The sequence below is a fragment of the Bacillus sp. SKDU12 genome (genome assembly GCF_010093085.1).
Classification (GTDB): domain Bacteria; phylum Bacillota; class Bacilli; order Bacillales; family Bacillaceae; genus Bacillus; species Bacillus mexicanus.
Map to the genome: position 1 here is coordinate 221717 of NZ_MSRC01000007.1, position 25808 is coordinate 247524.

31 protein-coding genes and 1 tRNA gene are annotated in these 25808 nt (G+C 41.3%); 26 read left to right on the forward strand and 6 right to left on the reverse strand.

The window, feature by feature from the left end; all coding sequences use genetic code 11:
- Positions 1 to 29 precede the first annotated feature (29 nt).
- The 6 genes from pbpA to pstB (BTW01_RS07615) all read left to right on the forward strand — a co-directional run bounded on the left by pbpA (position 30) and on the right by pstB (BTW01_RS07615) (position 6741).
- A complete protein-coding gene (gene pbpA / locus BTW01_RS07590; protein WP_162102403.1) occupies positions 30 to 2180 on the forward strand; it encodes a penicillin-binding protein 2A in 2151 nt (716 codons plus the stop codon).
- A 153-nt stretch (positions 2181 to 2333) separates the two neighbouring features.
- Entirely contained in the window at positions 2334 to 3236 is a 903-nt protein-coding gene (locus tag BTW01_RS07595; protein WP_162102404.1) for a phosphate ABC transporter substrate-binding protein, read from the forward strand.
- A 68-nt stretch (positions 3237 to 3304) separates the two neighbouring features.
- Positions 3305 to 4234, forward strand: a complete 930-nt coding sequence (gene pstC, locus BTW01_RS07600; RefSeq protein WP_162102405.1) for a phosphate ABC transporter permease subunit PstC — start codon at positions 3305 to 3307, stop codon at positions 4232 to 4234.
- Positions 4234 to 5118 (forward strand): phosphate ABC transporter permease PstA, encoded by an 885-nt coding sequence (gene pstA / locus BTW01_RS07605; protein ID WP_162102406.1) that lies wholly within the window; start codon positions 4234 to 4236, stop codon positions 5116 to 5118. Before pstC ends, pstA begins: the two co-directional genes overlap by 1 nt.
- A 20-nt stretch (positions 5119 to 5138) precedes the next feature.
- Positions 5139 to 5948: a phosphate ABC transporter ATP-binding protein PstB gene (gene pstB, locus BTW01_RS07610; RefSeq protein ID WP_162102407.1), complete on the forward strand. Its 810-nt coding sequence runs from the start codon at positions 5139 to 5141 to the stop codon at positions 5946 to 5948.
- A gap of 10 nt (positions 5949 to 5958) precedes the next feature.
- Positions 5959 to 6741 carry a phosphate ABC transporter ATP-binding protein PstB gene (pstB, locus tag BTW01_RS07615; RefSeq protein WP_162102408.1) on the forward strand — a complete coding sequence of 261 codons (783 nt, stop codon included), beginning with the start codon at positions 5959 to 5961 and terminating at the stop codon, positions 6739 to 6741.
- A 29-nt stretch (positions 6742 to 6770) separates the two neighbouring features.
- On the opposite strand, the gene BTW01_RS07620 is transcribed toward pstB (BTW01_RS07615), so the two are convergent.
- Both BTW01_RS07620 and BTW01_RS07625 read right to left on the reverse strand, forming a co-directional pair.
- Positions 6771 to 7235, reverse strand: a complete 465-nt coding sequence (locus BTW01_RS07620; RefSeq protein ID WP_162102409.1) for an endolytic transglycosylase MltG — start codon at positions 7233 to 7235, stop codon at positions 6771 to 6773.
- Complete coding sequence (locus BTW01_RS07625; RefSeq protein ID WP_162102410.1) at positions 7232 to 7585, reverse strand: hypothetical protein; 354 nt, start codon at positions 7583 to 7585, stop codon at positions 7232 to 7234. The genes BTW01_RS07620 and BTW01_RS07625 overlap by 4 nt, the downstream gene beginning before the upstream one ends.
- Positions 7586 to 8003: 418 nt before the next feature.
- Here BTW01_RS07625 and BTW01_RS07630 point away from each other — a divergent pair, with 418 nt between their 5' ends.
- From BTW01_RS07630 to BTW01_RS07680, 11 genes are all read left to right on the forward strand, one after another.
- Complete coding sequence (locus BTW01_RS07630; RefSeq protein ID WP_162102411.1) at positions 8004 to 8279, forward strand: hypothetical protein; 276 nt, start codon at positions 8004 to 8006, stop codon at positions 8277 to 8279.
- Between the two features lie 83 nt (positions 8280 to 8362).
- Complete coding sequence (gene rpmG, locus BTW01_RS07635) at positions 8363 to 8512, forward strand: 50S ribosomal protein L33 (RefSeq protein ID WP_003153056.1); 150 nt, start codon at positions 8363 to 8365, stop codon at positions 8510 to 8512.
- An 83-nt stretch (positions 8513 to 8595) separates the two neighbouring features.
- Complete coding sequence (locus BTW01_RS07640; RefSeq protein ID WP_162102412.1) at positions 8596 to 9159, forward strand: 5-formyltetrahydrofolate cyclo-ligase; 564 nt, start codon at positions 8596 to 8598, stop codon at positions 9157 to 9159.
- Positions 9160 to 9225: 66 nt separating this feature from the next.
- A complete protein-coding gene (locus BTW01_RS07645) occupies positions 9226 to 9399 on the forward strand; it encodes a hypothetical protein (protein ID WP_162102413.1) in 174 nt (57 codons plus the stop codon).
- Between the two features lie 89 nt (positions 9400 to 9488).
- The gene (gene yqgP / locus BTW01_RS07650) at positions 9489 to 11003 is read left to right on the forward strand and encodes a rhomboid protease YqgP (RefSeq protein ID WP_162102414.1); all 1515 of its coding nucleotides are present in this window, start codon (positions 9489 to 9491) and stop codon (positions 11001 to 11003) included.
- A 118-nt stretch (positions 11004 to 11121) separates the two neighbouring features.
- Positions 11122 to 11322, forward strand: a complete 201-nt coding sequence (locus BTW01_RS07655) for a YqgQ family protein (protein ID WP_162102415.1) — start codon at positions 11122 to 11124, stop codon at positions 11320 to 11322.
- Between the two features lie 28 nt (positions 11323 to 11350).
- The gene (gene glcK / locus BTW01_RS07660) at positions 11351 to 12316 is read left to right on the forward strand and encodes a glucose kinase GlcK (protein WP_162102416.1); all 966 of its coding nucleotides are present in this window, start codon (positions 11351 to 11353) and stop codon (positions 12314 to 12316) included.
- A gap of 117 nt (positions 12317 to 12433) precedes the next feature.
- Positions 12434 to 14350 carry an LTA synthase family protein gene (locus BTW01_RS07665; protein WP_162102417.1) on the forward strand — a complete coding sequence of 639 codons (1917 nt, stop codon included), beginning with the start codon at positions 12434 to 12436 and terminating at the stop codon, positions 14348 to 14350.
- 82 nt (positions 14351 to 14432) lie between these two features.
- On the forward strand, positions 14433 to 15563 hold the full coding sequence (locus BTW01_RS07670; protein ID WP_162102808.1) for a M14 family metallopeptidase: 1131 nt from the start codon (positions 14433 to 14435) through the stop codon (positions 15561 to 15563).
- 69 nt (positions 15564 to 15632) lie between these two features.
- The gene (locus BTW01_RS07675; protein WP_162102418.1) at positions 15633 to 16688 is read left to right on the forward strand and encodes a hypothetical protein; all 1056 of its coding nucleotides are present in this window, start codon (positions 15633 to 15635) and stop codon (positions 16686 to 16688) included.
- Positions 16689 to 16690: 2 nt separating this feature from the next.
- On the forward strand, positions 16691 to 17005 hold the full coding sequence (locus tag BTW01_RS07680; RefSeq protein WP_162102419.1) for an MTH1187 family thiamine-binding protein: 315 nt from the start codon (positions 16691 to 16693) through the stop codon (positions 17003 to 17005).
- 30 nt (positions 17006 to 17035) lie between these two features.
- On the opposite strand, the gene BTW01_RS07685 is transcribed toward BTW01_RS07680, so the two are convergent.
- Entirely contained in the window at positions 17036 to 17209 is a 174-nt protein-coding gene (locus tag BTW01_RS07685) for a DUF2759 domain-containing protein (RefSeq protein ID WP_162102420.1), read from the reverse strand.
- Positions 17210 to 17364: 155 nt separating this feature from the next.
- On the opposite strand from BTW01_RS07685, the gene BTW01_RS07690 reads away from it, so the two are divergent.
- Positions 17365 to 18000 (forward strand): MBL fold metallo-hydrolase, encoded by a 636-nt coding sequence (locus BTW01_RS07690; RefSeq protein WP_162102421.1) that lies wholly within the window; start codon positions 17365 to 17367, stop codon positions 17998 to 18000.
- Between the two features lie 38 nt (positions 18001 to 18038).
- Here the strand turns inward: BTW01_RS07690 and BTW01_RS07695 are convergent, their stop codons facing one another.
- On the reverse strand, positions 18039 to 18284 hold the full coding sequence (locus BTW01_RS07695; RefSeq protein WP_003226300.1) for a DUF2626 domain-containing protein: 246 nt from the start codon (positions 18282 to 18284) through the stop codon (positions 18039 to 18041).
- A gap of 219 nt (positions 18285 to 18503) precedes the next feature.
- Between BTW01_RS07695 and mgsR the strand changes: the two genes are divergently transcribed.
- Positions 18504 to 18881, forward strand: coding sequence for a transcriptional regulator MgsR (mgsR, locus tag BTW01_RS07700; RefSeq protein ID WP_162102422.1), 378 nt, complete (start codon positions 18504 to 18506; stop codon positions 18879 to 18881).
- Between the two features lie 66 nt (positions 18882 to 18947).
- Here the strand turns inward: mgsR and BTW01_RS07705 are convergent.
- Positions 18948 to 19018, reverse strand: a tRNA-Gln gene (locus BTW01_RS07705).
- Positions 19019 to 19104: 86 nt separating this feature from the next.
- Here BTW01_RS07705 and BTW01_RS07710 point away from each other — a divergent pair.
- Positions 19105 to 19941: an STAS domain-containing protein gene (locus BTW01_RS07710; RefSeq protein ID WP_162102423.1), complete on the forward strand. Its 837-nt coding sequence runs from the start codon at positions 19105 to 19107 to the stop codon at positions 19939 to 19941.
- A gap of 37 nt (positions 19942 to 19978) precedes the next feature.
- On the opposite strand, the gene BTW01_RS07715 is transcribed toward BTW01_RS07710, so the two are convergent.
- Positions 19979 to 21307, reverse strand: coding sequence for a hemolysin family protein (locus BTW01_RS07715; protein ID WP_162102809.1), 1329 nt, complete (start codon positions 21305 to 21307; stop codon positions 19979 to 19981).
- Positions 21308 to 21459: 152 nt separating this feature from the next.
- On the opposite strand from BTW01_RS07715, the gene BTW01_RS07720 reads away from it, so the two are divergent.
- From BTW01_RS07720 to comGE, 6 genes are all read left to right on the forward strand, one after another.
- Entirely contained in the window at positions 21460 to 22407 is a 948-nt protein-coding gene (locus tag BTW01_RS07720; protein ID WP_162102424.1) for a magnesium transporter CorA family protein, read from the forward strand.
- 229 nt (positions 22408 to 22636) lie between these two features.
- Positions 22637 to 23707, forward strand: a complete 1071-nt coding sequence (gene comGA / locus BTW01_RS07725) for a competence protein ComGA (protein ID WP_162102425.1) — start codon at positions 22637 to 22639, stop codon at positions 23705 to 23707.
- A complete protein-coding gene (comGB, locus tag BTW01_RS07730) occupies positions 23694 to 24731 on the forward strand; it encodes a competence type IV pilus assembly protein ComGB (RefSeq protein WP_162102426.1) in 1038 nt (345 codons plus the stop codon). Before comGA ends, comGB begins: the two co-directional genes overlap by 14 nt.
- Positions 24732 to 24744: 13 nt before the next feature.
- Positions 24745 to 25041, forward strand: coding sequence for a comG operon protein ComGC (gene comGC / locus BTW01_RS07735; RefSeq protein ID WP_014114400.1), 297 nt, complete (start codon positions 24745 to 24747; stop codon positions 25039 to 25041).
- Positions 25031 to 25459, forward strand: a complete 429-nt coding sequence (comGD, locus tag BTW01_RS07740) for a competence type IV pilus minor pilin ComGD (protein ID WP_162102427.1) — start codon at positions 25031 to 25033, stop codon at positions 25457 to 25459. The genes comGC and comGD overlap by 11 nt, the downstream gene beginning before the upstream one ends.
- Positions 25443 to 25790 (forward strand): competence type IV pilus minor pilin ComGE, encoded by a 348-nt coding sequence (comGE, locus tag BTW01_RS07745; RefSeq protein ID WP_162102428.1) that lies wholly within the window; start codon positions 25443 to 25445, stop codon positions 25788 to 25790. Before comGD ends, comGE begins: the two co-directional genes overlap by 17 nt.
- The last annotated feature ends 18 nt before the right edge of the window (positions 25791 to 25808 follow it).

The following is a 25808-nucleotide window of genomic DNA, read 5'->3' on the forward strand; positions in this document are numbered from 1 at the left end:
TCTTTCTGTAAATAGAAAAAGGTGATGTTATGAGGAGAAATAAACCGAAAAAGCAAAATCATAAAGAGAAAAAGAAGTCGCTTCCGATCCGGCTGAATATTTTATTTTTAGCTGCCTTTGTTATATTTACCTGGATCATTGTGGAACTGGGCATTAAACAGATCGTGCAAGGCGATGATTACAAAAATCAAGCCAATAAGCAGGAACAAAGTGAAGTCAGCTCGGCAGTGCCGCGTGGGAAAATTTATGATCGAAACTTTAATTCCATTGTGACAAACAAGGCTTTAAATGCAATCACATACACCAGATCTAAATCGACGACGCAAAAACAGCGTTTAACGATCGCAAAAAAACTGTCTGACATGATTAAAGTTGACACAAAAAAGGTAACAGAACGGGATAAAAAAGATTATTGGATGTTGACCAGACCGAAAGAAGCAAAAAAGCTGATTACATCTAAAGAAAGACAGCAGGTTCAAGACAAAAAATTATCCGATGCTGATTTATATCAGCTTCAGCTGAAACGGGTAACAGATAAGCAGCTGAATGACCTGACGGATAAAGACATGCAGATCCTCGCCATCAAAAGACAGATGGACTCAGGATATGCGTTGACTCCTCAATATATTAAAAATGAGGATGTATCAGCGAAGGAAATGGCGGTAGTGAGTGAACATTTAGATGAACTGCCGGGTGTTGATGTCACGTCTGATTGGCAACGTGAATACCCGTATAAAAACCTTCTTCGCTCAGTGCTTGGAAGTGTTTCCAACTCTAATGAAGGTTTGCCGTCCAACTTGCTTGACCATTATCTGTCACTGGGCTACAGCCGAAATGACAGGGTCGGAAAAAGCTATCTGGAATACCAATACGAAAGCCTGCTGCAGGGCCAAAAAGCAAAAGTGGAAAACATCACAGATGCAAAAGGCAATGTGACAGGAACGAAAACCGTTTCTGAAGGCAAACCCGGAAAAGATCTCGTCCTTACGATTGATATTGATTTACAAAAATCAGTGGAAAAAATTATTGAAAAGAAACTTAAAGCTGCTAAAGCACATGCAAGCACCGAATTGTTGGACCGCGCATTCGTTGTCATGATGGATCCGAGAAATGGTGAAGTGCTGACGATGGCAGGCAAGCAGATTAAACGAGAAAACGGAGCCTATAAGTTTGATGATTATGCATTAGGAAACATGACTTCCTCCTATGCCATGGGATCAGCTGTTAAAGGTGCAACTGTTTTAACCGGCTTGCAAACTGGCGCTATTAATTTGAATACGGTATTTTACGATGAACCATTGTATATAGGTCAAGATAAAGTCGGTAAGAAATCATGGAAAAATTTGCGTTCTGTTAATATTCAACGGGCTTTAGAACAGTCTTCCAACGTATTTATGTTTAAAACGGCAATCGCGCTCGGTAAAGGAGAATATAAACCGCATCAAGCATTGCCGATTGATACGGCGGCCTTTGATACATTCCGTAATCACTTTAGCCAATTTGGACTAGGTGTCAAAACGGGAATTGACCTTCCGAATGAAATGACAGGCTATAAAGGAACAGACAGACTGACGGGATTCTTGCTGGACTATGCGATTGGTCAGTATGACACATATACACCGCTGGAAATGGCGCAATATGTATCAACGATTGCAAACGGCGGCTATCGCATGAAGCCTCAGCTTGTAAAAGAAGTCAGACAGTCAGATGCGAAAAAAGGAATCGGCGCTGTTGTTGAATCTGTTCAGCCTGAAGTATTGAATAAAGTTGATATGAAGAGTAGCTATATAGAAGAGGTCCAAGCTGGATTTAGACGGGTTGCCACTAAAGGGACTGCTGCAGGTCAATTGGCTTCAGCATCTTATAAACCGGCTGCAAAAACAGGTACAGCCCAATCATTCTATGACGGACCGGATAAATCAAAAGCAGGCACAAGCACTTATAATACGACACTTGTCGCTTATGCACCTGCTGATAATCCTGAGGTCGCTATTTCTGTCGTAGTTCCATGGACTTACATTGATTATAATGAAAGATTCTCCATTACAAACGAAATCGGCAGAGAAGTATTGGACAAATATTTTGAACTGAAATCAAAGCAGGACAAAGAAGGTACGCAGCAAAAGAATAAAAACAAAATTGAAGAAAAAGCAGAAAACACAACGTCTTCTGATCACTAAAAAGAAACGCTCACATCATGTGGGCGTTTTTTTATACAAAAAAACGCATTGATTTACAAAACCTTAACATTTGATTCAAACCCCTTTTACACAAAACCTTTACGCTATACGTGTAGGACAAATTACACATTATACGCAGGGGGAATTCAGGAAATGAAAAAAAACAAATGTGTGCTTATGCTTCTGATGGCTGCTTTTATGATGATTGCAGCTGCATGCGGAAATGCAGGAGAAAAAGAAAAATCGAATAGCGATTCTGCAAAAGGAGAAGAAAAGGCATCAGGTTCTTTAACCATTTCTGGTTCATCGGCTATGCAGCCATTAGTACTTGCGGCCGCAGAAAAATTTATGGAAGAAAACCCTGATGCTGATATACAGGTACAGGCCGGCGGCTCTGGAACAGGGCTTTCTCAAGTGTCTGAAGGAGCTGTGCAGATCGGAAATTCAGACGTCTTTGCTGAAGAAAAAGAAGGGATCGATGCAAAAGCGCTTGTTGATCATCAAGTCGCAGTAGTTGGCATGGCAGCAGCTGTAAACCCTCATGCTGGTGTGAAGGATATTTCAAAAGATGAATTGAAAAAAATCTTCACCGGCAAAATCAAAAACTGGAGAGAGCTTGGCGGCAAAGACCAAAAGATTACACTTGTAAACCGTCCAGATTCTTCTGGCACACGTGCTACATTTGTGAAATATGCGCTTGACGGAAAAGAACCTGCAGAAGGCATTACTGAAGATTCTTCCAACACAGTGAAAAAAATCATCGCTGATACTCCGGGAGCGGTTGGCTATCTTGCATTCTCGTATGTAACTGATAACAAGGTTACTGCTCTATCTATTGATGGCGTAAAGCCTGAAGCGAAAAATGTTGCAACAGGCGAGTATCCCATCTGGGCTTATCAGCATTCATATACAAAAGGTGAAGCGACAGATTTAGCTAAAGAATTTCTTGATTATCTAAAGAGTGAAGATATTCAAAAAAGCATTGTAACTGACCAAGGCTACATTCCGGTTACTGATATGAAAGTGACACGCGATGCAAACGGGAAGCAGAGCTGAGCTTCATAAAAAGAGGAGTGCGGAGACAGCCGTTTCTCCTCTTAACACATTCATAGGAGTGTAAAACAATGATAAACAATAGAGAAAATAGGTCTGTGAGCGAGCGTTTGATCAGCTCAAGGCAAAATCGGCAATTGGATGAAGTTCGGGGAAGAATGCTTGTAACAACGTGTGCGTTTATCATGATTGCGGCGTCTGTTGCGATCACTATTTTCCTCGGCGTGAAGGGGCTGCAATCTTTTCTTGTAAATGGTGTAAGCCCAATTGAATTCATAACGAGCTTAAATTGGAACCCTACAGATGCTGATCCAAAATACGGAGTGCTGCCATTTATTTTTGGGTCATTTGCAGTCACGATTCTTTCTGCTTTCATTGCTGCACCGCTTGGCATTGCAGGGGCAATTTTTATGACAGAAATTGCGCCGAATTGGGGAAAGAAAGTGCTGCAGCCGGTAATTGAGCTTTTAGTCGGCATTCCGTCAGTTGTTTATGGATTCATAGGTCTTACAGTATTGGTGCCATTTATCGCTCAGTTCAAATCGAGCGGAACAGGGCACAGTTTATTGGCGGGAACAATTGTCCTTTCCGTTATGATTCTGCCGACCATCACATCGATCTCTGCTGATGCGATGGCTGCCCTTCCGAAGAGCTTAAGAGAAGGTTCTTACGCATTAGGTGCGACTAGATGGCAAACGATCAGAAAAGTCCTTGTGCCTGCAGCTTTTCCAACATTAATGACGGCTATTGTGCTTGGTATGGCACGAGCGTTTGGAGAGGCTTTGGCTGTTCAGATGGTCATTGGAAATACAAGGGTATTGCCGGAAAGCCTGTTTGACACCGCCGGAACACTGACAACGATCATCACGCTGAATATGGGCCACACCACATACGGAAGTGTTGAAAACAATACGCTATGGTCCATGGGGCTTGTGCTTCTGGTCATGTCATTTATGTTTATCCTGTTTATTCGCTACTTGTCATCTAGGAGGAAAGTGTAATGAACCGCAAACTAACAGATAAACTGGCGACTGGAATGTTTGGTTTGTGTGCAGCCATCATCGCTGCCATTTTGGTAGGTTTGTTTTCCTATATTATAATAAACGGCGTTTCCCAGCTCAGCTTCGATTTTATTACGACAAAATCAAGCGCGATTGCAGCTGGAGGAGGAATACGCGACCAGCTATTCAATTCCTTTTATATTTTGTTTATCACGATGATAATTACAATCCCGCTCGGTGTGGGCGGCGGAGTGTTCATGGCTGAGTATGCGCCTCATCACAAAGTGACTGATTTCATTAGAACTTGTATAGAGGTGCTGTCATCTCTTCCATCAATTGTCATCGGGATGTTTGGATTGCTGATGTTCGTCAACTTAACAGGCTGGGGATATACGATCATAGGCGGAGCGCTTGCGTTAACTGTGTTTAACCTTCCTGTTATGGTGCGTGTGACAGAAGACGCGATCCGTTCAGTCCCTGCAGATCTGAAGGAAGCTTCTCTCGCTTTAGGTGTATCACGCTGGCATACCGTAAAAACGGTTTTAATTCCGAGTGCGATCCCTTCTATCATCACAGGAGCTATTTTAGCGTCAGGAAGGGTGTTCGGGGAAGCGGCGGCATTATTATTTACTGCCGGTCTGACAACACCGCGTCTGAATTTTACAGAGTGGAACCCGTTTTCTGAAACATCGCCCTTTAATATTTTCAGGCCCGCTGAAACACTGGCGGTTCACATTTGGAACGTCAATACGCAAGGGATCATTCCAGATGCTGAATCGATTGCCAACGGAGGTTCTGCGGTACTGGTGATTTCTGTTCTAGTATTTAATCTTGCAGCGAGATGGCTTGGCACGATGATCTGCAAAAAGCTTACGGCAAATTAGAACGGGAAGAGGCGAAAAACATGACTGAACAAATGGTAAAAGAAAAGCCTGAGCGTGCTGTTTTCATTCCGAAGCAGCGCCACGTGCTCGAAGTGAAAAACTTGTCTATTTTTTACGGAAATAAACAAGCGGTTCACCGCGTGAATATGGATATTGAAAAAAATGCGGTGACTGCTTTGATTGGGCCCTCAGGCTGCGGGAAGTCGACTTTTTTGAGAAATATTAACCGAATGAATGACTCCATTCCTTCTGCAAGAGCGGAGGGTGAGATTCTTTACGAAGGACTAAATATACTGGGCCGCAATATTAACGTGGTCAGCTTAAGAAAAGAAATCGGGATGGTGTTCCAAAAGCCGAACCCATTTCCAAAATCAATTTATGCGAATATCACACATGCTTTAAAATATGCGGGAGAGCGGAATAAAGCCGTTTTAGATGAGATTGTGGAAGAAAGCTTAAGAAAAGCAGCGCTCTGGGATGAGGTGAAGGGTCGCTTGCATTCGTCTGCCCTCTCTTTATCAGGCGGCCAGCAGCAGCGTTTATGCATTGCAAGAACGCTTGCGCTGAAGCCGGCTGTTCTTCTGCTGGATGAACCAGCTTCAGCGCTTGATCCGATTTCAAATGCAAAAATAGAAGAATTATTGACAGAATTGAAAAGTGAATACTCGATTATTATTGTCACGCACAATATGCAGCAGGCACTGCGTGTTTCCGACAGGACAGCATTCTTTTTAGATGGCGAGCTTGTAGAATACGGGCAGACAGAACAAATTTTTACAAGTCCGAAGCAGCAAAAGACCGAAGATTATATTAACGGGAAATTCGGATAGGAGGGCGGCAATGAGTGTAGCTACCGAAACTGTAAGGAAACACGAAGTCTATCAAGTCAATGGAATGAACTTATGGTATGGACAGCATCATGCTTTAAAAAATATCAACTTGAGCATTCATGAGAATGAAGTAACGGCGATCATCGGGCCATCTGGATGCGGGAAATCAACCTTCCTCAAAACCTTGAATATGATGATTCAAATGACGCCGAATGTAAAGCTCACGGGTGAGCTGAGCTATAATGGCAGCAACATTTTAAAGAATAAAGTGGATATCGTTGATTTGCGAAAAAATATCGGCATGGTATTTCAAAAAGGGAATCCGTTTCCACAATCTATCTTTGATAATGTTGCTTACGGTCCGAGAGTCCACGGCACCAAAAATAAAAAGAAGCTTCAAGAGATTGTGGAAAAGTCATTAAAAGATGTGGCGTTATGGGATGAGGTGAAGGATCGTTTGCATTCATCGGCCTTTTCGTTATCAGGCGGCCAGCAGCAGCGTCTTTGTATCGCCAGAGCGCTTGCGACAAATCCTGATATTTTGCTGATGGATGAACCGACATCTGCACTTGACCCAATCTCAACAAGGAAAATTGAAGAGCTCATTCTTGAGCTGAAACATAAATATACCATTGTCATCGTCACGCATAACATGCAGCAGGCAGCGAGGGTCTCTGATCAAACCGCCTTTTTCTACATGGGCGAGCTTGTTGAATGCGACAATACCAATAAAATGTTCTCTAACCCGCGGGATCAAAGAACACTCGATTATATTTCAGGAAAATTCGGATGAAAAAAACAGGCTGACTGTCAGCCTGTTTTTTATCGCGTTAACGTTTTTACGATCTTTTTGAAACTCATATCTGATTTCACTTTAAACTCACCGGCGCGGATTTCTTTGTGATAGCCGGCATCAATGACATAATCATTAAAGTCTTGAGCCGAGTTTATGATGCCTTCTTTTTCAAGAATATCAGATACATCCGCAGTGCTCATGCCGTCTTTAATTTTGAGCTTGTACGTTTTTACTTTGTCTTTTTTCTCATTTGAGCTGCTGTCATCGCTCAACGATTTCTCTTTTGAATCGAGAAGCTTTTGATATTCATCACGGTTCACAGAAACCATTTTTTTAGAATCAAGGTAATTGTTCACATCTTGTTCGGTTACTGTTTTATTTTCTTTTACAGCCACGGCCTGATCTTCGTCTGTCAGATAGAAAACAGCTGCAAGAACGGCTGTCGCTAAAATGATACCGCCAGCAAATGCTTGAATGCCCCGTTTTGTCATACGAGCACCTTCTCGTTATCTTTGATAATCGTATTCACGTCTTCTACTGATACATGCTCAGCTTTAGCGATGGCTTCAGCGGACATGCCGTTATTATATTTAGAAAGTATTTGTTTAGCGATCTTTTGATTGATATCGCTATGCTTTGATTTGCGGATGACAAGGTTTGTTTCCAGTAATTCTTCCTCAAGCACTGCCATTTTCTTTTTGAGTTTGTAAATTTCCTGCATGGCAGAAAGCTGCAGGGTTTCGAGCTCCTGTTCTACATCTTTCATTGGGTCTCTTTGAGAATATGAGAATGCAATTAGCGCTATACTGACAATAAACAACGCAATAATAGCAATTTCCACGTTTCATCACCTTCTATTCTTTTTTTATCCTTCTTTTTTATACCATAAAACCAATGGATTCTAAAGGCATTCCCGAAAAAAACGAGATTTTGTCGAGAAATCTTTCTTTGCTTCCTCTCTATGTAATGATTTTGAGTGAATGATAGGAAAGGAGAATGTTAGAAGTCCATGAATAAACACTCATTTCCCTATAATATACGACATAAGCTTTCTTTTTTAGGGACACATTTGACATAATCGTTTAAACGCTCACACCGGGAGGCAATACTTTTCAAAAAACCACAACCGATGGTAAAAAAATTGTGCATTTTTAACAAAAGATCCGAGCAAAGAATGCACGATTGAAAAGGCAGTTAGTGATACTATAGACAATAAAATTGCACATGTCATGAATGTCTTTCTCAGGTTTGCCGCTGCTGTGCAAGAAAGCATGGACCGAGGTATGCTGATTGCCGTTTCTCAGTCGAATGGCTTTTTTGGATATGCTGTTTATGATAAAATGGCAATGTCCGTTGATGTTATGCGTGCACAGAAAGTAATTGATCTTTGGACAGGTTTTTTAAGACCGGAAAAACGCCGCTGGGTAAAAGAAGCCGGCAGACAACAAGGCATCAATCTTCGCCATTACCGGCTCATTACGGAATCATATTTGCAGGTTTATGGGAGAATCCTCAATAATTCAGCAAATCATTAAAAAACAGCCTAGCATTCCGTCCATTATAGTGGTATTATGTATAAGTCTGAATAAGTAAATGATTTTAGTTTGGAGGGAAAATAATGCGCGTTAATATTACTTTGGCTTGCACTGAATGTGGTGAGCGTAACTATATTTCTAAAAAGAACAAACGCAACAATCCAGACCGCGTTGAATTTAAAAAATATTGCCCACGTGATAAAAAATCTACGTTACACCGTGAAACAAAATAACAGCCTAGCTGTTTGAGGTGTGAGAAAAAAGCCAGAGCTTTGAAAAAGGTTCTGGCTTTTTGCTGTTCCGAGGGGGATAAGGGATGAAATCACAATTAAGAAAAAAGACCATAGAAGCTCTATCTGCTGTATCAAGTGAAGAGCTTCTTCAAAAAACCGCACGAATATACAAGGATTTGTTTTCCTTGCCTGAGTGGCAAAATGCCAGCACCATTGGAGTCACCGTTTCCAGAGGAGTAGAAATACCGACGCGTCCCATTATTGAGCAGGCTTGGAAAGAAGGGAAACAAGTTTGCATTCCTAAATGCGACCCAGGCACAAAACATATGCAATTCCGTACCTTTCAGAGCGATGATCAGCTCGAAATTGTTTACGCTGGCCTTCTTGAGCCTGTGATCGAAAAAACAAAAGAAGTGAAATCATCACAAATTGACTTGATCATCGTTCCGGGTGTTTGCTTCGATACTGACGGATTTAGGATTGGCTTTGGCGGCGGATATTATGACCGTTATTTAAGCGATTATAAAGGGGAAACAGCCTCACTGCTTTTGGAGTGTCAGCTGTTTGCCTGTGTTCCCCGTCTGCCGCATGACATCCCGGTAAATAAGCTGATAACTGAGGACCAGGTCATTTCTTGTTTTTCGTAACTTTCCTGCTTTATATTCAAGAATAAATAAGAGAGAATGACAAACCCTATTGGCAGGAGGGATGTCATGAAAAAACTAATGATTTATGCCATTTTCGCTGTTTCTGCCGTCATGTTTTATCAAAATCGTTACCGGCTTATGAATACTATACTCAGCCAGCCGGGAATCAGGCGGTCTTTTATCCATCTTTTTTTAAGAATTCCATTTATTCGTAATAAGTTTATACAGCAAGCTTTCTAAAATCCCGTGAAAAACGGGATTTTTTGCTTTCAGTAGGCGTTCAGAGCCGCCAGCTGTTATAATGAAATAAAACCATTGGAGCGGTAAACATGTATTTGCTGGACTATACATATTGGAAAATTGCGGCGCACCTAGTGAAAAGCGGGTATGGCATCATACAAGCTGGCGAATCAGGTGAAATATGGCTTGAAGCGCCTGGGAAGTCTTCTCATGATCTGATTCGTCTTTATAAGCATGACCTTGATTTCCGTCAAGAAATGGCCAGAGATATCGAAGAGCAGGCTGAGCGAGTAGAACAAGTCAGAAAGCAACTTGGCAGACGCAAGATGAAGCTGCTGAATGTATTTTTTTCAGCAGAAGCCCCTGTTGATGACTGGGAAGAGGTTGCCGAAAAGCCTTTTGAGAATGGAACCGTGGCAGTTAAACCGGCGATCGTGAGGGGAACGATGCTTTGTGATGATCTTCAAGCTATTTTCCCATCATTTCCTGCAAACGAATGCACAGAAGCCCGTAATTCGTTTGAAGACGCGCAAATGGCAAGAGATCATTTTCTTGCGCTCGTACTGAAGCAGGAAGAACAGAGAAAAAAGGAAGCAGCTGTTTTTCAAAACGGAAAACCGATCTTTACATACTTATTCATCGCGCTTCAAATTTTGATGTTTTTCGTGCTTGAACGAAACGGAGGCAGTACAAACACGGAGGTGCTTGTCGCTTTTGGCGCAAAGGAAAACAGCCTCATCGCAGCAGGAGAATGGTGGCGGCTGCTGACGCCGATTGTGCTCCACATTGGCATTGCGCATTTAGCGTTTAACACGCTGGCCTTATGGTCGGTCGGATCGGCGGTTGAGCGCATGTACGGCTCGGGCAGGTTTCTTCTGATTTATCTGTCGGCTGGCATAGCGGGTTCGATTGCAAGCTTTGTGTTCAGCCCGTATCCTTCAGCAGGCGCGTCAGGAGCCATATTCGGATGCTTAGGCGCATTGCTGTATGTCGCTTTGTCAAATCGAAAAATGTTTTTAAGAACCATTGGAACCAATATTATTGTCATTATTATTATCAACTTGGGCTTTGGTTTTGCGGTTTCGAATATTGACAATTCAGGACATATTGGCGGCTTGATTGGCGGCTTTTTCGCAGCTGCTGCGTTGGGGTTGCCCAAAGCAAGAGCCGTAAGTAAAAGAGTGTTGTCAGCCGTTTTGCTGCTAGCTTTGGCGGCCGGGTTTTTATATTACGGATTGCATTCACCTTCCCATCAGGAGTCAGCGCTGATACAGCAGGCAAACGAGCTGTATAAGGAAGGAAAGTATGAAGAAGTAACGGAATTGCTGAACGGAGAAGCGGAGCAAAAAGGTGCTTCAGTCAATCTGTTGAGAATTCTTGCTGTTTCAGATATTCAAATCGGCGAATATGACCAAGCGGTTTCTCTTTTGGAAAGAACAGTGAAAAAAGACCCGAAAGACCACGTCTCATATTATTATTTAGCCTTGCTGTATACTGAAAAAAATGAGCTTGGTCAAGCTGAAAAGGCGATCAAATTGGCTGTAAACTTAAAGCCGAAGGAGCAGCGCTACAAAAAGCTGCAGCAGCAAATTGAAAACAAATAGAGGATCATAAATCGAAATGCCCATGGGGGAGGCTGGCTTTTTGTCAGCGTATTCTTCTTGACTGGCCGCTCCTTTATGAATACGCTTATGATAGTTAATATCAAGAATGGTGAGGAAAATGAATACATTTTATGATGTGCAGCAGCTGTTAAAAACATTTGGCCACATTGTTTACTTTGGAGACAGAGAGCTTGAGATTGAGTTTATGCTAGAGGAACTAAAGGAATTATACATGAATCGCATGATTGAGAAGGAGCAGTGGGCCAAAGCGGCAGCTGTCCTTCGAAAAGAATTGGAACAAACAAAAAAAACGGAATAGATTGATGTAAAGGTTAAGGTGATAAAAAATGGACGAAGTATGGTTTGTGGGAATTGATCTGGGAGGAACGACGATTAAACTCGCTTTTATTAATCAATATGGTGAAATTCAGCATAAATGGGAAGTCCCGACTGATAAAACTGGAGAAACGATTACCGTTACGATTGCAAAAACAATCGACAGCAAGCTTGATGAGCTCCAAAAGCCGAAAAGTCTCATCAAATACATCGGAATGGGCGCACCGGGACCTGTAGATATGGCGGCCGGAATCGTTTATGAAACGGTAAATCTAGGATGGGAAAACTATGCGTTAAAAAACCATCTGGAGACAGAAACAGGCATCCCAGCTGTTATAGAAAATGACGCGAATATTGCGGCACTCGGAGAAATGTGGAAGGGAGCGGGTGACGGAGCGAAAGACGTCATACTCGTAACGCTTGGCACAGGAGTTGGCGGCGGCATCATTGTAAATGGTGAAATTGCCCACGGCATAAACGGCGCCGGCGGGGAAATCGGTCATATTTGCAGCATTCCTGAAGGCGGGGCGCCTTGCAACTGCGGCAAAACGGGCTGTATCGAAACGATTGCATCGGCAACCGGAATTGTGAGAATTGCAAAAGAGAAAATAGCAAAAGCTAAGCAGACGACATGTTTAAAAGCTACTGAACAGTTGTCATCAAGGGATGTATTTGAAGCAGCGGCTGAAAAAGACGAAATGGCCCTTGAGGTAGTTGATTATGTGGCTAAGCACCTTGGTTTGGTGCTGGGGAATTTGGCAAGCACGCTTAATCCTTCAAAAATCGTTATTGGCGGAGGCGTATCAAGAGCCGGAGAACTGCTGAGATCAAAAATCGAGAAAACATTCCGGGAATATGCGTTTCCGCGAGCAGCTGAGGCGGCTGATATTTCAATCGCATCACTTGGAAATGATGCTGGCGTTATCGGAGGCGCTTGGATCGCTAAAAACGAATGGCTGAAACACCAAAATTGTTAAAAATCTGTAAATGAAATTGATTTTTTGTTGTGCTCAGGTTAAGATTTCATTTGATGGGTAATGAAAATGTTGGAAATAGACTGATTTTTTTAAGAGCGTGCCGCATAGGAGGTTGAAATGCGAAAAACATTTTTTTCGAAGATTTCATTTATGCTGATTGCCATTTTATTGATGTGGCTGAAAACGTATGCTGTTTACAAAACCAGTTTTCACATTAAAATCGACAATCTGGCGCAGGAATTTATTTTGTTTATCAACCCACTAAGTTTTTTGCTGCTCATCTTTGGCTTCAGCTTGTTTTTAAAAGGAAAAAACAGAGATCGCTACATGATCGCGATGAGCTGTCTTGTCACGTTTGTATTATTGGCAAATATGGTATTTTACCGTTTTTACAATGATTTCTTAACGATCCCTGTCCTTTTTCAAACGAGCAATATGGGTGATCTCGGAAGCAGCATCGGAACACTTCTTGAGCCGACAGACCTCCTATTGGCTGTAGATATTGTGATTTTAATATGGCTTTACACCCGGCAAAAAACGTTTCAATCAGACATCCCTGCCACGAAAAATGAACGGGCGGCATACTTTTTGTTTGTTGCTTCTGTTTATTTCTTCAATTTAGGCCTGTCTGAAGCGGAAAGACCTCAGCTATTGACACGCTCATTTGACAGGGAAATGCTTGTTAAAAACATCAGCCTGTTTAATTTTCATATTTACGACGGCGTTCTTCAGTCAAAGCAATCCGCACAAAGGGCCTTGGCTGACAGCAACAGCCTGACGGAAATTGAAAACTATGTAACCGCTAATGCGAAAGATGGCAACAAAAGCTTGTTCGGCGCTGCAAGAGGAAGAAACGTCATTCTCGTATCTTTAGAATCGACACAAAGCTTTGTGCTCAATGAAAAGGTAAATGGAGAAGAAATCACGCCTTTTCTAAATGAGTTTATAAAAAAGAGCTACAATTTTAATAATGTTTATCATCAAACTGGCCAAGGGAAAACATCTGATTCAGAGTTTCTCGTGGACAATTCACTGTATCCGCTTGGACGAGGTGCCGTGTTTTTTACAAATGCGGGCAATCAATATATGGCAGCACCTGAGATTTTGAAGAACAGCGGTTATTATTCAGCTGTGCTTCATGCTAATAATAAAAGCTTTTGGAATCGTGACTTAATGTACGACTCGTTTGGATATGATTCGTTTATTGATATTAACTCCTATAACGTAACTGAGAAAAATTCAGTCGGCTGGGGACTGAAGGATAAAGAATTTTTTTTACAGTCTTCAGAGCTGATGAAAAATTTGCCTCACCCGTTTTACGCGAGGCTGATCACTTTAACGAACCACTTCCCGTTCGATCTTAATGAAGAAGATCAATTGATTGATCAATATGATTCAAGTAGCCAGACGCTAAACAAATATTTTCCCACTGTTCGCTATCAGGATGAGGCGCTGAAACGGTTTATCGAAAAGCTGAAAGAAGACGGGCTATACGACAACTCAGTGATCGTAATATACGGTGACCATTATGGCATATCGGAAAACCACCATGAAGCAATGGGGCAGTTCTTAGGGAAAGAGATTACACCATTTGAGAATGTACAGCTCCAAAAAGTGCCTCTTGTTATTCATATTCCCGGTATGACTGATAAAAAGCCGCAAACCATTGAAACAGTAGGCGGCCAGGTTGATATCAGGCCGACGCTGATGAACCTTTTAGGCATTGATACGAAAGATCACATTCAATTCGGAAACGACCTGCTTTCAGATGAAAAACTGGATTTTACGGTGCTAAGAGACGGAAGCTTTATTACGGATCAGGTCGTTTATACAGATGGTATTTGTTATGACAAAGAGACCGGAAAGCCGCTGAAAGAGGCAAAACAATGTGAAGCATTTGCTGATAAAGCGAAACAAGAGCTTTCACTTTCTGATGAAATTATTTATGGGGATTTACTGCGGTTTTATGATCAGAAAAGGCTGGACAATCCGTCAAAACGAAAAGAAAAACAAATGTTTGATCAGGCATCGTAATCACAATGTCTCCCGCATCAAAGTAAGCGGGAGGCTTTCTTTTTTTTAACACGCTGTCATATAGTAACAAAAAAGGGGGATGATGATGGCGTTTATCACGGTGAAACCTGAAATCAAGCACAATTTGGCCGCAGTGGCGAGAGAGCTGGAGATAGATGAGGAATTGCTTAGAAGTGCAAACCGCTCAGCGCTGAAACAACAATTATATTGTCCTGGTTATGTGGTAGAAGAACATGGTGATAGGGAGTTTCAAACGATTCAGGATATAAAGAGCTTTTTACGGCCTCGGCAGTTGGACTTATCTGATAAATGGGTAGTGGAGGAAAAATTCTATGATAGTGCAGCTGTTGAAAAGGAAATAAAGAAGATCATTGATGTGTTTCCGTTTGTCTCATGCCGGGAAATCGGTCGTTCTGTACTTGGCAGGCCCATTTGGGAGCTTAAGACTGGCATGGAACATGCGGCAAAAAAGGTTCACATGAACGCCTCCTTTCATGCGAATGAGTGGATCACAACATCTGTCCTGCTGAAATGGTTTAAGGAATACTGTATGTCATTATGCTGCAACACATCTTTTTTCGGATTTTCTCCTATGAAGCTGTTCAGCAGCACGTCCTTGTCTCTTGTTCCTCTCGTGAATCCCGATGGTGTTGATCTCGTTTTAAACGGACCAGACGGCATGGGCGTCAAGAAAGATGAGCTCGAAAGGATTAATGACCATCGCTCGGATTTTAATGAATGGAAAGCGAATATAAACGGAGTTGATTTAAATAAACAATTTCCATCACTGTGGGAGATTGAAAAATACCGCAAACCAACAATGCCCAACTATCGCGATTTTCCGGGAAACTCACCGCTTACGGAGCCGGAATCTATTGCAATGTGCCAGCTCATAACGGAGAATCCGCCAGACAGACTGCTGGCTCTCCATACGCAAGGGGAAGAAATTTATTGGGGCTATAAAGGCCTTGAGCCTGAAGAATCTGCTGCTGTCATAAAGGATTTTGAAAGGTTAAGCGGAAACATTTATAAAGGAGTAAGGGATATAGATAGCTATGCAGGGTTTCGCGATTGGTTTATTCACCATTATTTCAAAGAAGGATTTACGGTGGAACTTGGAAAAGGCCAAAATCCTTTGCCGTTTCAGCAGTTTTCACATATCTATAATGCCACAAACGGCATTTTGTGGAGGGCATTATTTTTTCATGAGTAACTGAAACTTTTCCTTTTTTCTGCCGAAGTAAATATGAGACAATAAAAATGATCGGAGGAGGGAAGGCTGATGAGATCAGTTTGTTTCATTCTGCTGTCAGCGTTGCTGTTTAGTTTGTCGGCATGCGAACCATCTCATCAGCAGCAGCAACAGGCAGCGGAGGCAAAAGATGAAGAAAAAGACATCATACCGCTTTCCGCAGAAAAAGCGGATGGAGCAGAAGGATGGCTTAATAATAGCACTATTTTATATACCGCGTCTGATCCGACAAAAACGGAGCTTTTTGCATATTGCATCTTCACTGGCAAAGCGAAAAAGCTCTATCAAACAGATGGTCAAATTGTTGATGTTCAAATCAATCCAGAAAAGCAGATGATTTTGCTGCAAATCACACACAGCCAAAAGACAGCAGTGGTTTTGCTTAATGCCGATGGAAAGATGCTCTACAAAAAAGATTACGAAACATATGAGCTGGAGGCGGCTTGGAATCAATATGACCCTTATCAAATAATGGTCACGGTGTTCTCTGAAAACTGGGATTTCCATACATATCAGGTGAATGCTAAAAAAGATGAGTCTTCCTTAAGCCCGGTACAGGTTCCATTTATTCATTGGACATCTAAAAACACATTTGATTATATAAAAGAGGGAAGAGACGACAAGTCAGGTCCTATATATGCATACGATACAGCCTCCAAAGCAGAACAGAAGCTCGAAGATGACGTGCTTTTCTTTGATTCTTTCCAGCACATGCGTTTTATTGTCAAATCGGCCGCCGGGCAAAAAGGGACATATCATTTTAAAACACCGCAAACAAAATCGCCAGTAACAGCAGAATTGCCGCTTCAAATGAAATATACAAGCTTGGCTCCGATGGAGTATGACTATGATGAAGCAAAAGGCCTGTTTTATACGTTTAAAGAAAGCGGCGATGCATATAAGCTCGCAGCTGTCGATGTGGCATCGGGAAAGACAAAAGATCTTTTCTCTCTGCCTCATATGGAGCCGCTTCAAATATCTCCGAACGGGAAATATGCGTTATACGGCTTTCATTTTGAGCGGATTATTTTATTAAAATCGCATGAAACGAAGCAACTGATTATTAATCAAAAGGAGATGGAATAACGATGGCGATCGCAGATGTAACCATTATCCCAATCGGTACGGAAACACCCAGTGTAAGTGCTTACGTTGCCGATGTGCAAAAGATTTTAGAAGGATATAAAGCTGAAGGGAAAATCAAATATCAGCTGACACCGATGAGTACACTGATCGAGGGAGAACTTAGTGACCTTTTCACCGTCATTCAGGCAATACATGAAGCACCGTTTCAAAAAGGGCTGCACAGAGTGGCGACAAACATCCGCATTGATGACAGGCGTGACAAAAAAACGACGCTAGAAAGCAAAATAGAAAGTGTCACTAAACATTTACAGCAATAAAAATAAACCTGTATCCATCGGATACAGGTTTTAATGCGCGGTTGGATATCCGCTGTTTATCACGGTCATCACGGTAAACCAGCCAAAGACAAATAAGGTGCCTCCAGCCAATAAAAATCCAAGTATATTTCTATTTTTCACAGAACGCAAGACTCCCCATAAAGCGAAAAGAGCGACAAGGCCGAAAATCACGACAAGTAACATGAAGCAGCCCCCTTTACATTGAAAAACCTGCAATTCTTTCCAGTTTCATTTTACCTGCTTTTTAAAGGTTTGTCGATAGCGTTTTCATTGAGATTGATTGAATCTTTTTTCAAAAACCTTCATAATAGGAGCATAAAAAGAAAGAGGTGATACAAGTGAAATGGAGACGAATGCCAGTAGGACCGATTCAAGCGAACGCATATTTTCTTATCAATGATGATCAATGCCTGATCTTTGATCCAGGCGGCGAAGGAAATAAAATCAATCAATACATAAAAGAAAAAGGGCTGACACCTTTAGCCATTTTGCTTACCCATGCCCATTTTGACCATATAGGAGCACTTGATGAAGTGAGGGGGAAATGGGATATCCCTGTTTATCTGCATCAAAATGAAAAGAATTGGCTTACAGATGCCTCTTTAAATGGCTCCGGTATACTTCGGGGGATAGAAGTCACAGCTAAACCTGCAGATCATCTGATTGAAGGCGACGGTGAGCTGAATATCGGGCCGTTTCATTTGGAAACATTATTTACACCGGGGCATTCGCCAGGCAGTGTTTCTTACTATGTGAAGGATGCAGACTTGGTGATCTCTGGAGATGTCTTATTTCAAGGCGGTATAGGGCGTACGGATTTAATAGGCGGCGATCAAGAGACATTGCTGAGGTCAATTCATGAAAAACTGCTTACACTGCCGGAGCACACGCTGGTGTTAAGCGGGCATGGCGCTGAAACAGACGTGCAGACCGAGCAGGATCAAAATCCATTTTTAAATGGCTTTTCACTATAAAAAAGAGACAAACCTTATCGGTTTGTCTCTTTTTGCATTTAATGGCCTCCGCCGCCGGGCACCATAATAAAAATCGAGTAATATGTAAAGCCGGCGAAGAAAATCGTTAAATAGGCGCCAAAAATATAAATATACATGCGTTCAGTTAAGTTCAAATACGATAGGAATACAAATAAAATCGTCTGTCCAAAAAATAAAAGGGAAGCATCTTTCATATCACCCAAATAAAACATGACTGCAAAAATTCCTGTCCAAAATCCTAACACCCGGAACATGCGATTCATTTTTATCCCCTCCCGAGAGTCCCTCTGATTGTTATTATAATAGATCGCATCTAAAAATGTAAACATTTTCATTACTTATATACAAATGGAATTTATATTTCTATTATATGAATGATTTTTTAAAAATAATTCAAAAAAACTTTTATAAATGGTTTAAATAAAAAATGATCCGGGTAGTTATTCTACAAAGAGATGGTTAACTGAGGAGGAAATAAACAAATGGAACAAATCATTTTTTACTCATATCCAAGCTGCACGTCATGCCGGAAAACAAAACATTGGCTTAAAGCACATCAAATTAATTTTAATGAACGGCATTTATTCAGAGAAACCCCGACAGTAGAAGAATTAAAATACATTTTATCTCTAACGACAGAAGGTATTGACGAAATCTTAGCGACAAGAAGCCAGACGTTCAAAAATTTGAACTTAAACATTGAAGAGATGACGGTAAATGAGGTGCTGGAACTTTTAGTTGAAAAGCCTAAGCTTTTGAGACGTCCGATTATTGTAGACAATAAAAAACTGGTGATTGGTTATAATCCGGGAGAACTGTTGAAACTATCAAAGAAGAAAACGGTTCATCAATCTGCATGATGAAAAACCGAAGATCCGCTGATTTATCCGAATCAGCTTATCTTCGGTTTTTCACCTGTTCAGAAACTGGGCTAGCTGGATTCGAACCAACGATCACGGAGTCAAAGTCCATTGCCTTACCGCTTGGCTATAGCCCATTGAATATAAACATAGTATGTGTAGAGGCAGAGGCGTTATACATGTGGGATATATTTTTTAAAAAAACAGGAGGTAGCTCATTAAGATGATAGCTCTTGATCAGCACGTAACAGAGCACAAAGAAGACATTTTGGAACAATGGCTGAAAACCTGCACGTCAAAAGGAAGCTGGCATTCCGTTAAAGATCAGCAAAGATTAGAACAAAAGCTAAAAGACCAGCATGAATCATTAGTGACCATCGTGGCAAAATCCCTGAGAAATGCAGAAAACGTAAAGGATGAGCTCAACCGATGGTCTCTTCAATGCGCCAGAGACCGTGCCGTTCATGAAGTTACTGTAACAGAAAGTGTCGGCCAGTTTAACGCCTTCAGGCACATCATGTTTGAATGGCTGCAGAAATTCAGCGAAGCCTCTTCTCAAGAAATCAGCATTCAGGACATGTGTGAATGGAGCAAGATTTTGAATCAAACCATTGATGAAATCATCGAAGTGTTTACAGAAGAATATCACCAAGTCACCATGATCCAATTAAACGCGCAAAAGGAAATGATTAATGAATTGAGCGCGCCTATTATGCCGATTTCTGACGGGATAGGGATTCTGCCGCTTGTCGGTGAAATTGATACGTACAGAGCAAGGACCATTTTGGAGTCTGTGCTGCACCAGTGTTCAGCGCTAAAGCTCTCATATTTATTTTTAGATATTTCGGGTGTTCCCATCGTTGATACAATGGTGGCTTATCAAATATTTAAAGTGATTGACAGCACCAGACTGCTCGGAATTGAGACGATTATTTCAGGAATCAGACCAGAAATTGCTCAAACTGTGGTGAAGCTTGGACTGGATTTTTCAAATGTGAAAACGGAGCGAAATCTTGTTAAAGCTCTGGCTAATAAAGGATTTAAGATAGAAGAGTATTGATGCTATGAAATAAAAAAGCTGAACAGCCTTCGAAGGGCTATTCAGCTTTTTTTACCTCTATAAATAAAATGTGATGGCTGTCGATGTCTTTTACCTTGAACGAGTAGCCGCCATATTCAATGACACTTTCAGGTTCCGCATCTATATTTTGTGTCAGAAACCAGCCGCCTAAAGTGTCCACTTCCTCGTCTGGTAAAGCAATTCCAAGCAGGCTGTTTACATCGCTGATTAATAACTTTGCATTTAATAAAAAGTGATCTTTTCCAAGCTCCCGGATAGGGGGTACTTCATCTGTATCAAATTCATCGCGGATTTCTCCTACAATTTCCTCGACAATATCTTCGACAGTAACCAAACCGGATGTCCCGCCATATTCATCAATGAGGATTGCCATATGAGTGCGTTCCTTTTGCATTTTCGGCAGCAATTTATAAATCGGAATTGTCTCAATCACGTGGATAACAGGCTGAATGAAAGGTTCAATTTGCTGCTTTTGAAGTGAAAAATCTTTCGACAGCATTGCAAATAATACTTCTTTCATATTGATTACGCCAATGACATTATCTTTATCCTCTCTGACAATGGGATATCGTGTGTACTTCGTTTGCTTCACTGTTTCCTGCAGACTTGAAATGGATTCTTCATCAAGTGACAAACTGACCATTTCATTTCGCGGCACCATAATTTCTTTTGCCATTCGTTTATCAAAGGTGAAGATATTATTCATGTATTTTAATTCGCTTTTTCTGATTTCACCGCTTTTATAGCTTTCAGCCAAAAGGACCCGCAGCTCTTCCTCCGTATACGCCAGCTCATGCTCTGATGCAGGTTTTAGTCCAAATGCCCCTGTAATCAACCGGGCAGAGTGGTTCAGCAGCCAAATGAATGGAAACATAATCTTGTAAAACCAAATAAGCGGTTTGGCGAGCATCAATGTAATGCTCTCTGCTTTTTGAATGGCGAAACTCTTCGGCGCCAGCTCTCCGATGACGACATTGAAATACGTCACCAATAAAAAGGCGATAACAAGTGAAAGAAGATGGGTAAGCGATTCATTTAAGCCTGCTTTATGAAAAAGCGGCCGAAGCAGAGTTTGTACAGTTGGTTCTCCAAGCCAGCCTAGGCCCAAAGCCGCAACTGTGATACCCAGCTGGCAGGCTGATAAATACTCATCAAGATGAGTGATGACATGCTTTGCCGCTTTAGCACCTTTCTTCCCTTTTGCGACAAGCTGATCAATTCTGGATCGCCGCACCTTTACGATTGAAAATTCTACGGCAACAAAAAATCCTGTTAATAAAATGAGAATAGCGACTGCTAATAAATTAATAAATTCCAAAATAACTGCCTTCTCCAAGGAAGGCATGCACCTCCCTTTTCCGATGTCTTTCTGTCTTTCTACATTCCATACCACCGGAAAATACTCGCAAAACATAAATTTGCGGCGTCTAACTGGTTTAATGAAGCTGTTCTTGGGCAATTAAAGAATAAAAGAACAAAAATGTGGAGGAGCTTAACATGAAAGTACATACGGGAAAGGATTGGTTCTGGTACCAAATGGGACCGCAGGAAAGAGATCAGGCAAGAGATCTAATCCATTTTTCTCATTGGCCTCAATGTGAAAAGTGGTTTGAAAATAATCAGCATATTAATTTTTTACGCGTAGACACGACTGAGGCAGATAATGAAGCGGTATTTGGCTCGATCGTATATGATCAGGGACTTGATCAGGAACAAGACCATACCGTTTTTCATTTTTATATCACGAGGGACTATTTTTTTACCATTAACTTTGATTTTTCAATTTTGAAAGGGATTAAGGGAAGAGAAGTCATCCAACAAATGGAAAGGACAGGCGATGCCATAGAGGGATTTTTGGTTCTTCTCGGTGAATTAATGAATGCGTACCTAATTGGTATTGATGAATTTGAGGTGAATCTGAGAAAACTCAGATGGCAAATCAAAGATGACAATAGTAAAAGTATTTTGAACCGCGTCCATCTTCTGCGTCATGATCTGATGGTTTGGAAAAAATTAATCCTAAATGTCAAGAAAATTGAAATGGCGTTGAAAGAAACCTTTTTGCCTCAAAACGAAGGGAAAGATTATCAGCGGATACATCTGAAAATTGACAGAGGGTTTACATACATCAATGAATTTGAAGGAGAGCTTAACACGCTGCTGCATTCAGAAGAAGTAATTACCTCTCACAGAGGAAATGAGATTGTAAAAGCGCTGACCATCTTCACAACGCTTTTTACACCGATGACAGCACTCGGTGCCCTCTGGGGAATGAACTTTTCAGTAATGCCTGAGCTGGATTTGAAATACGGGTATCTCTATTCTCTCATATTGATTATTATTTCTACTATTCTGATCTACCTCTATTTGAGGAAAAAGGGCTGGACAGGAGATATGCTGCAGGAGCACAAGAATAAAAACACTCGAAAAAAGTGGAAACTGTAGGGTGTTTCATTATATTGTAAGATGGAATGAAGCAGGCATGATGATCAATCATGCCTGCTTTTTTATTGAAAAAATAGCGAAATCAATAAGGTGCCTTTAGTTAAAACATTGTTTTCTGTCAGCAGAAGTTGCTTTTTGGGAATAAAATATCGCAGAAAATCACTTTTTCCCGGTTTGATTACAGGTTCGTTTTTTTCTACAATACGCATTGAAAGGAGAGGGAATCAAATTGGATTCAATAGAAAAGATCAGCAGAACCTTGATTGAAGAGGCATATGTAACAAAGGCTTCTGATATACACATTGTGCCGAGAGAGCGGGACGCCATCATTCATTTTCGGGTTGATCAAGCTTTGTTGAAAAAAAGAAATATGAAAAAAGAGGAAAGTATAAGGTTGATTTCACATTTCAAATTTCTCTCAGCGATGGATATCGGAGAAAGACGAAAACCGCAAAATGGTTCGCTTACATTAAAGTTAGAAGAGGGCAATGTTCATTTAAGAATGTCAACGCTTCCCACAATTAATGAAGAAAGCCTCGTGATCAGAGTGATGCCTCAATACAATATCCCTTCAATTGATAAACTATCATTATTTCCGAAGGCAGGTGCGACCTTACTCTCATTTTTAAAACATTCACACGGTATGCTCATTTTTACCGGTCCGACTGGTTCAGGAAAGACCACTACCCTATACTCTCTTGTTCAATATGCAAAAAAACACTTTAATCGAAATATTGTCACACTGGAGGACCCTGTTGAAACAAGGGATGAGGATGTTCTTCAGGTGCAGGTGAATGAAAAAGCCGGTGTGACATATTCCGCAGGGCTAAAGGCGATTTTGCGCCATGACCCGGATATGATTATTTTAGGTGAGATTAGAGACGCAGAAACAGCAAAAATTGCGGTGCGGGCAGCGATGACCGGTCATCTGGTACTGACAAGCCTTCATACGAGAGATGCGAAGGGGGCGATTTACAGGCTTCTTGAATTCGGCATCAACATGAATGAAATCGAACAGACTGTCATTGCCATTGCTGCTCAGCGTCTAGTTGATTTGGCTTGCCCGTTTTGTGAAGACAGATGTTCATCAGTGTATTGCCGCCAGTTACGAAAAACCAGGAGAGCGAGCGTTTATGAGCTGCTTTATGGTCAAAATCTGCAGCAATGCATGCAGGAGGCCAAAGGACATCATGCAAATTATCAATATCAAACATTGCGTCAAATTATCAGAAAAGGAATTGCGCTTGGCTACTTGACAACAAACAATTATGACCGGTGGGTTTATCATGAGACAGATTAGAAAAACCTGGCCGTTAAAGGATCAAGCCCAGTTATTAAAGCGGCTTGGGGAAATGATGGCGGGCGGTTATACGATGTTAGATGCATTACGCCTGATGAAACTCCAGCTGAATAAGAGGCAGGTTTCAGATTTGACTGACGCAATGTTACAGCTGAGGGAAGGAGCACCGTTTTATCTAGTATTAAAAAGGCTGTCATTTCATAAGGAAGCTATAGGTATTTGTTTTTTTGCTGAAACACATGGTGAATTGCCTGCTTCCATGATCCAGAGCGGCGAGCTGCTGGAACGAAAAATGACACAGGCAGACCAACTGAAAAGGGTGCTGAGATATCCGCTTTTCCTCATCTTCACAGTGGCTGCCATGTTTTATATGCTGCAGGCTGTTATCATTCCTCAGTTTTCCGGTATTTATCAATCAATGAATATGGAAACCACACGTTCGACTGACATGCTTTTTGCTTTTTTTCAACATATCGATTTTTTTCTCATTTTATTTGCTTTTTTTGCAGCGGGTGTCGGGCTTTATTATTGGTTTGTGTTTAAGAAAAAATCGCCTGCCGGGCAAATGCTTATTTGTGTGAGAATGCCTTTGATAGGAAACCTTGTCAGGCTGTTTAACAGCTACTTTATTTCTTTGCAGCTAGGCAGTCTTTTACAATCAGGTCTCTCAATTTATGACAGTCTTAACGCATTTAAACATCAAACGTTTCTCCCTTTCTACCGCTGCGAGGCTGAACAAGTAATTGAACGGCTGAAAGCTGGTGAATCAATTGAAGTCGCTATTGGCAGCAGTCCTTTTTATGAAACTGATTTTTCAAAAGTCATCTCTCACGGACAGCTGAGCGGCCGCCTTGATCGAGAGCTTTTCACATACAGCCAGTTCATATTGCAGCGTCTGGAATACAAGGTGCAAAAGTGGACTGGCATCCTTCAGCCTATGATTTATGGGTTTGTGGCAGCGATGATCTTACTTGTGTATTTATCAATGCTTTTGCCAATGTATCAGATGATGAATCAAATGTGAAAGGAAGAGGCTGATGAATGAGAAAGGATTTACACTTGTTGAAATGTTAATTGTGCTATTCATTATTTCGATCTTGCTTTTAATAACGATACCGAACGTCACGAAACATAATCAAACCATTCAAAAAAAGGGCTGTGAAGGTTTGCAAAACATGATTAAGGCACAAATGACTGCATTTGAACTTGATCATGAAGGACAGACACCGAGTCTTGCTGATTTACAATCAGAGGGATATGTGAAAAAGGATGCAGTTTGTCCAAATGGGAAGCACATTATCATTACTGGCGGAGAAGTTAAGGTTGAACATTAAATTAAATGAGGAAGGATTTACCCTTTTAGAAAATTTGCTTGTGCTGAGCCTCGCTTCTATCCTCTTGATTGCTGTATTTACTACACTTCCTCCTGTTTATGGAAACACAGCCGTCCAGCAGGTAGCATGGCAGCTGAAAAACGATATGATGCTTGCACAACAGGCTGCAATATCCAGACAACAAAGAACAAAAATTCTCTTTCAGCAAAACGAATATCAATTAGTCATAGGTGATACGGTTATTGAACGGCCGTATGCTACGGGACTTTCTATAAAACCGCAGACATTAAAAGACCATTTGGATTTTAATGAGAAAGGGCACCCAAATGCAGGCGGAAAAATACGAGTGAAAGGGAACACCGCTTATGACATAACAGTTTATTTAGGGAGCGGGAGAGTCAATGTGGAGAGAAAATAAAGGCTTTTCTACAATAGAAACAATGTCTGCATTAAGTTTGTGGCTGTTTCTGCTGCTGACAGTTGTTCCCTTGTGGAACGAGCTGATAGCTGCTGAAAATTTGGCAGAATCTCGAGAAATTGGTTACCAGATAATGAATGAAAGCATTAGCCAATATATGATGACTGGTGAAGAAACTGAGACAAAAAAGGTTTCAAAGAACAACAATAACTATACGCTAAACTGGGAGGAGGAGGGGGAGTATCAAAACGTATGCATTACGGGAGAAGCTTATAAAGAAAAAAACTTTTGCTTCAGCATTCTGCGCTCAGACTGGTTATACGCTTCTTAACGTATTATTTTCACTTTC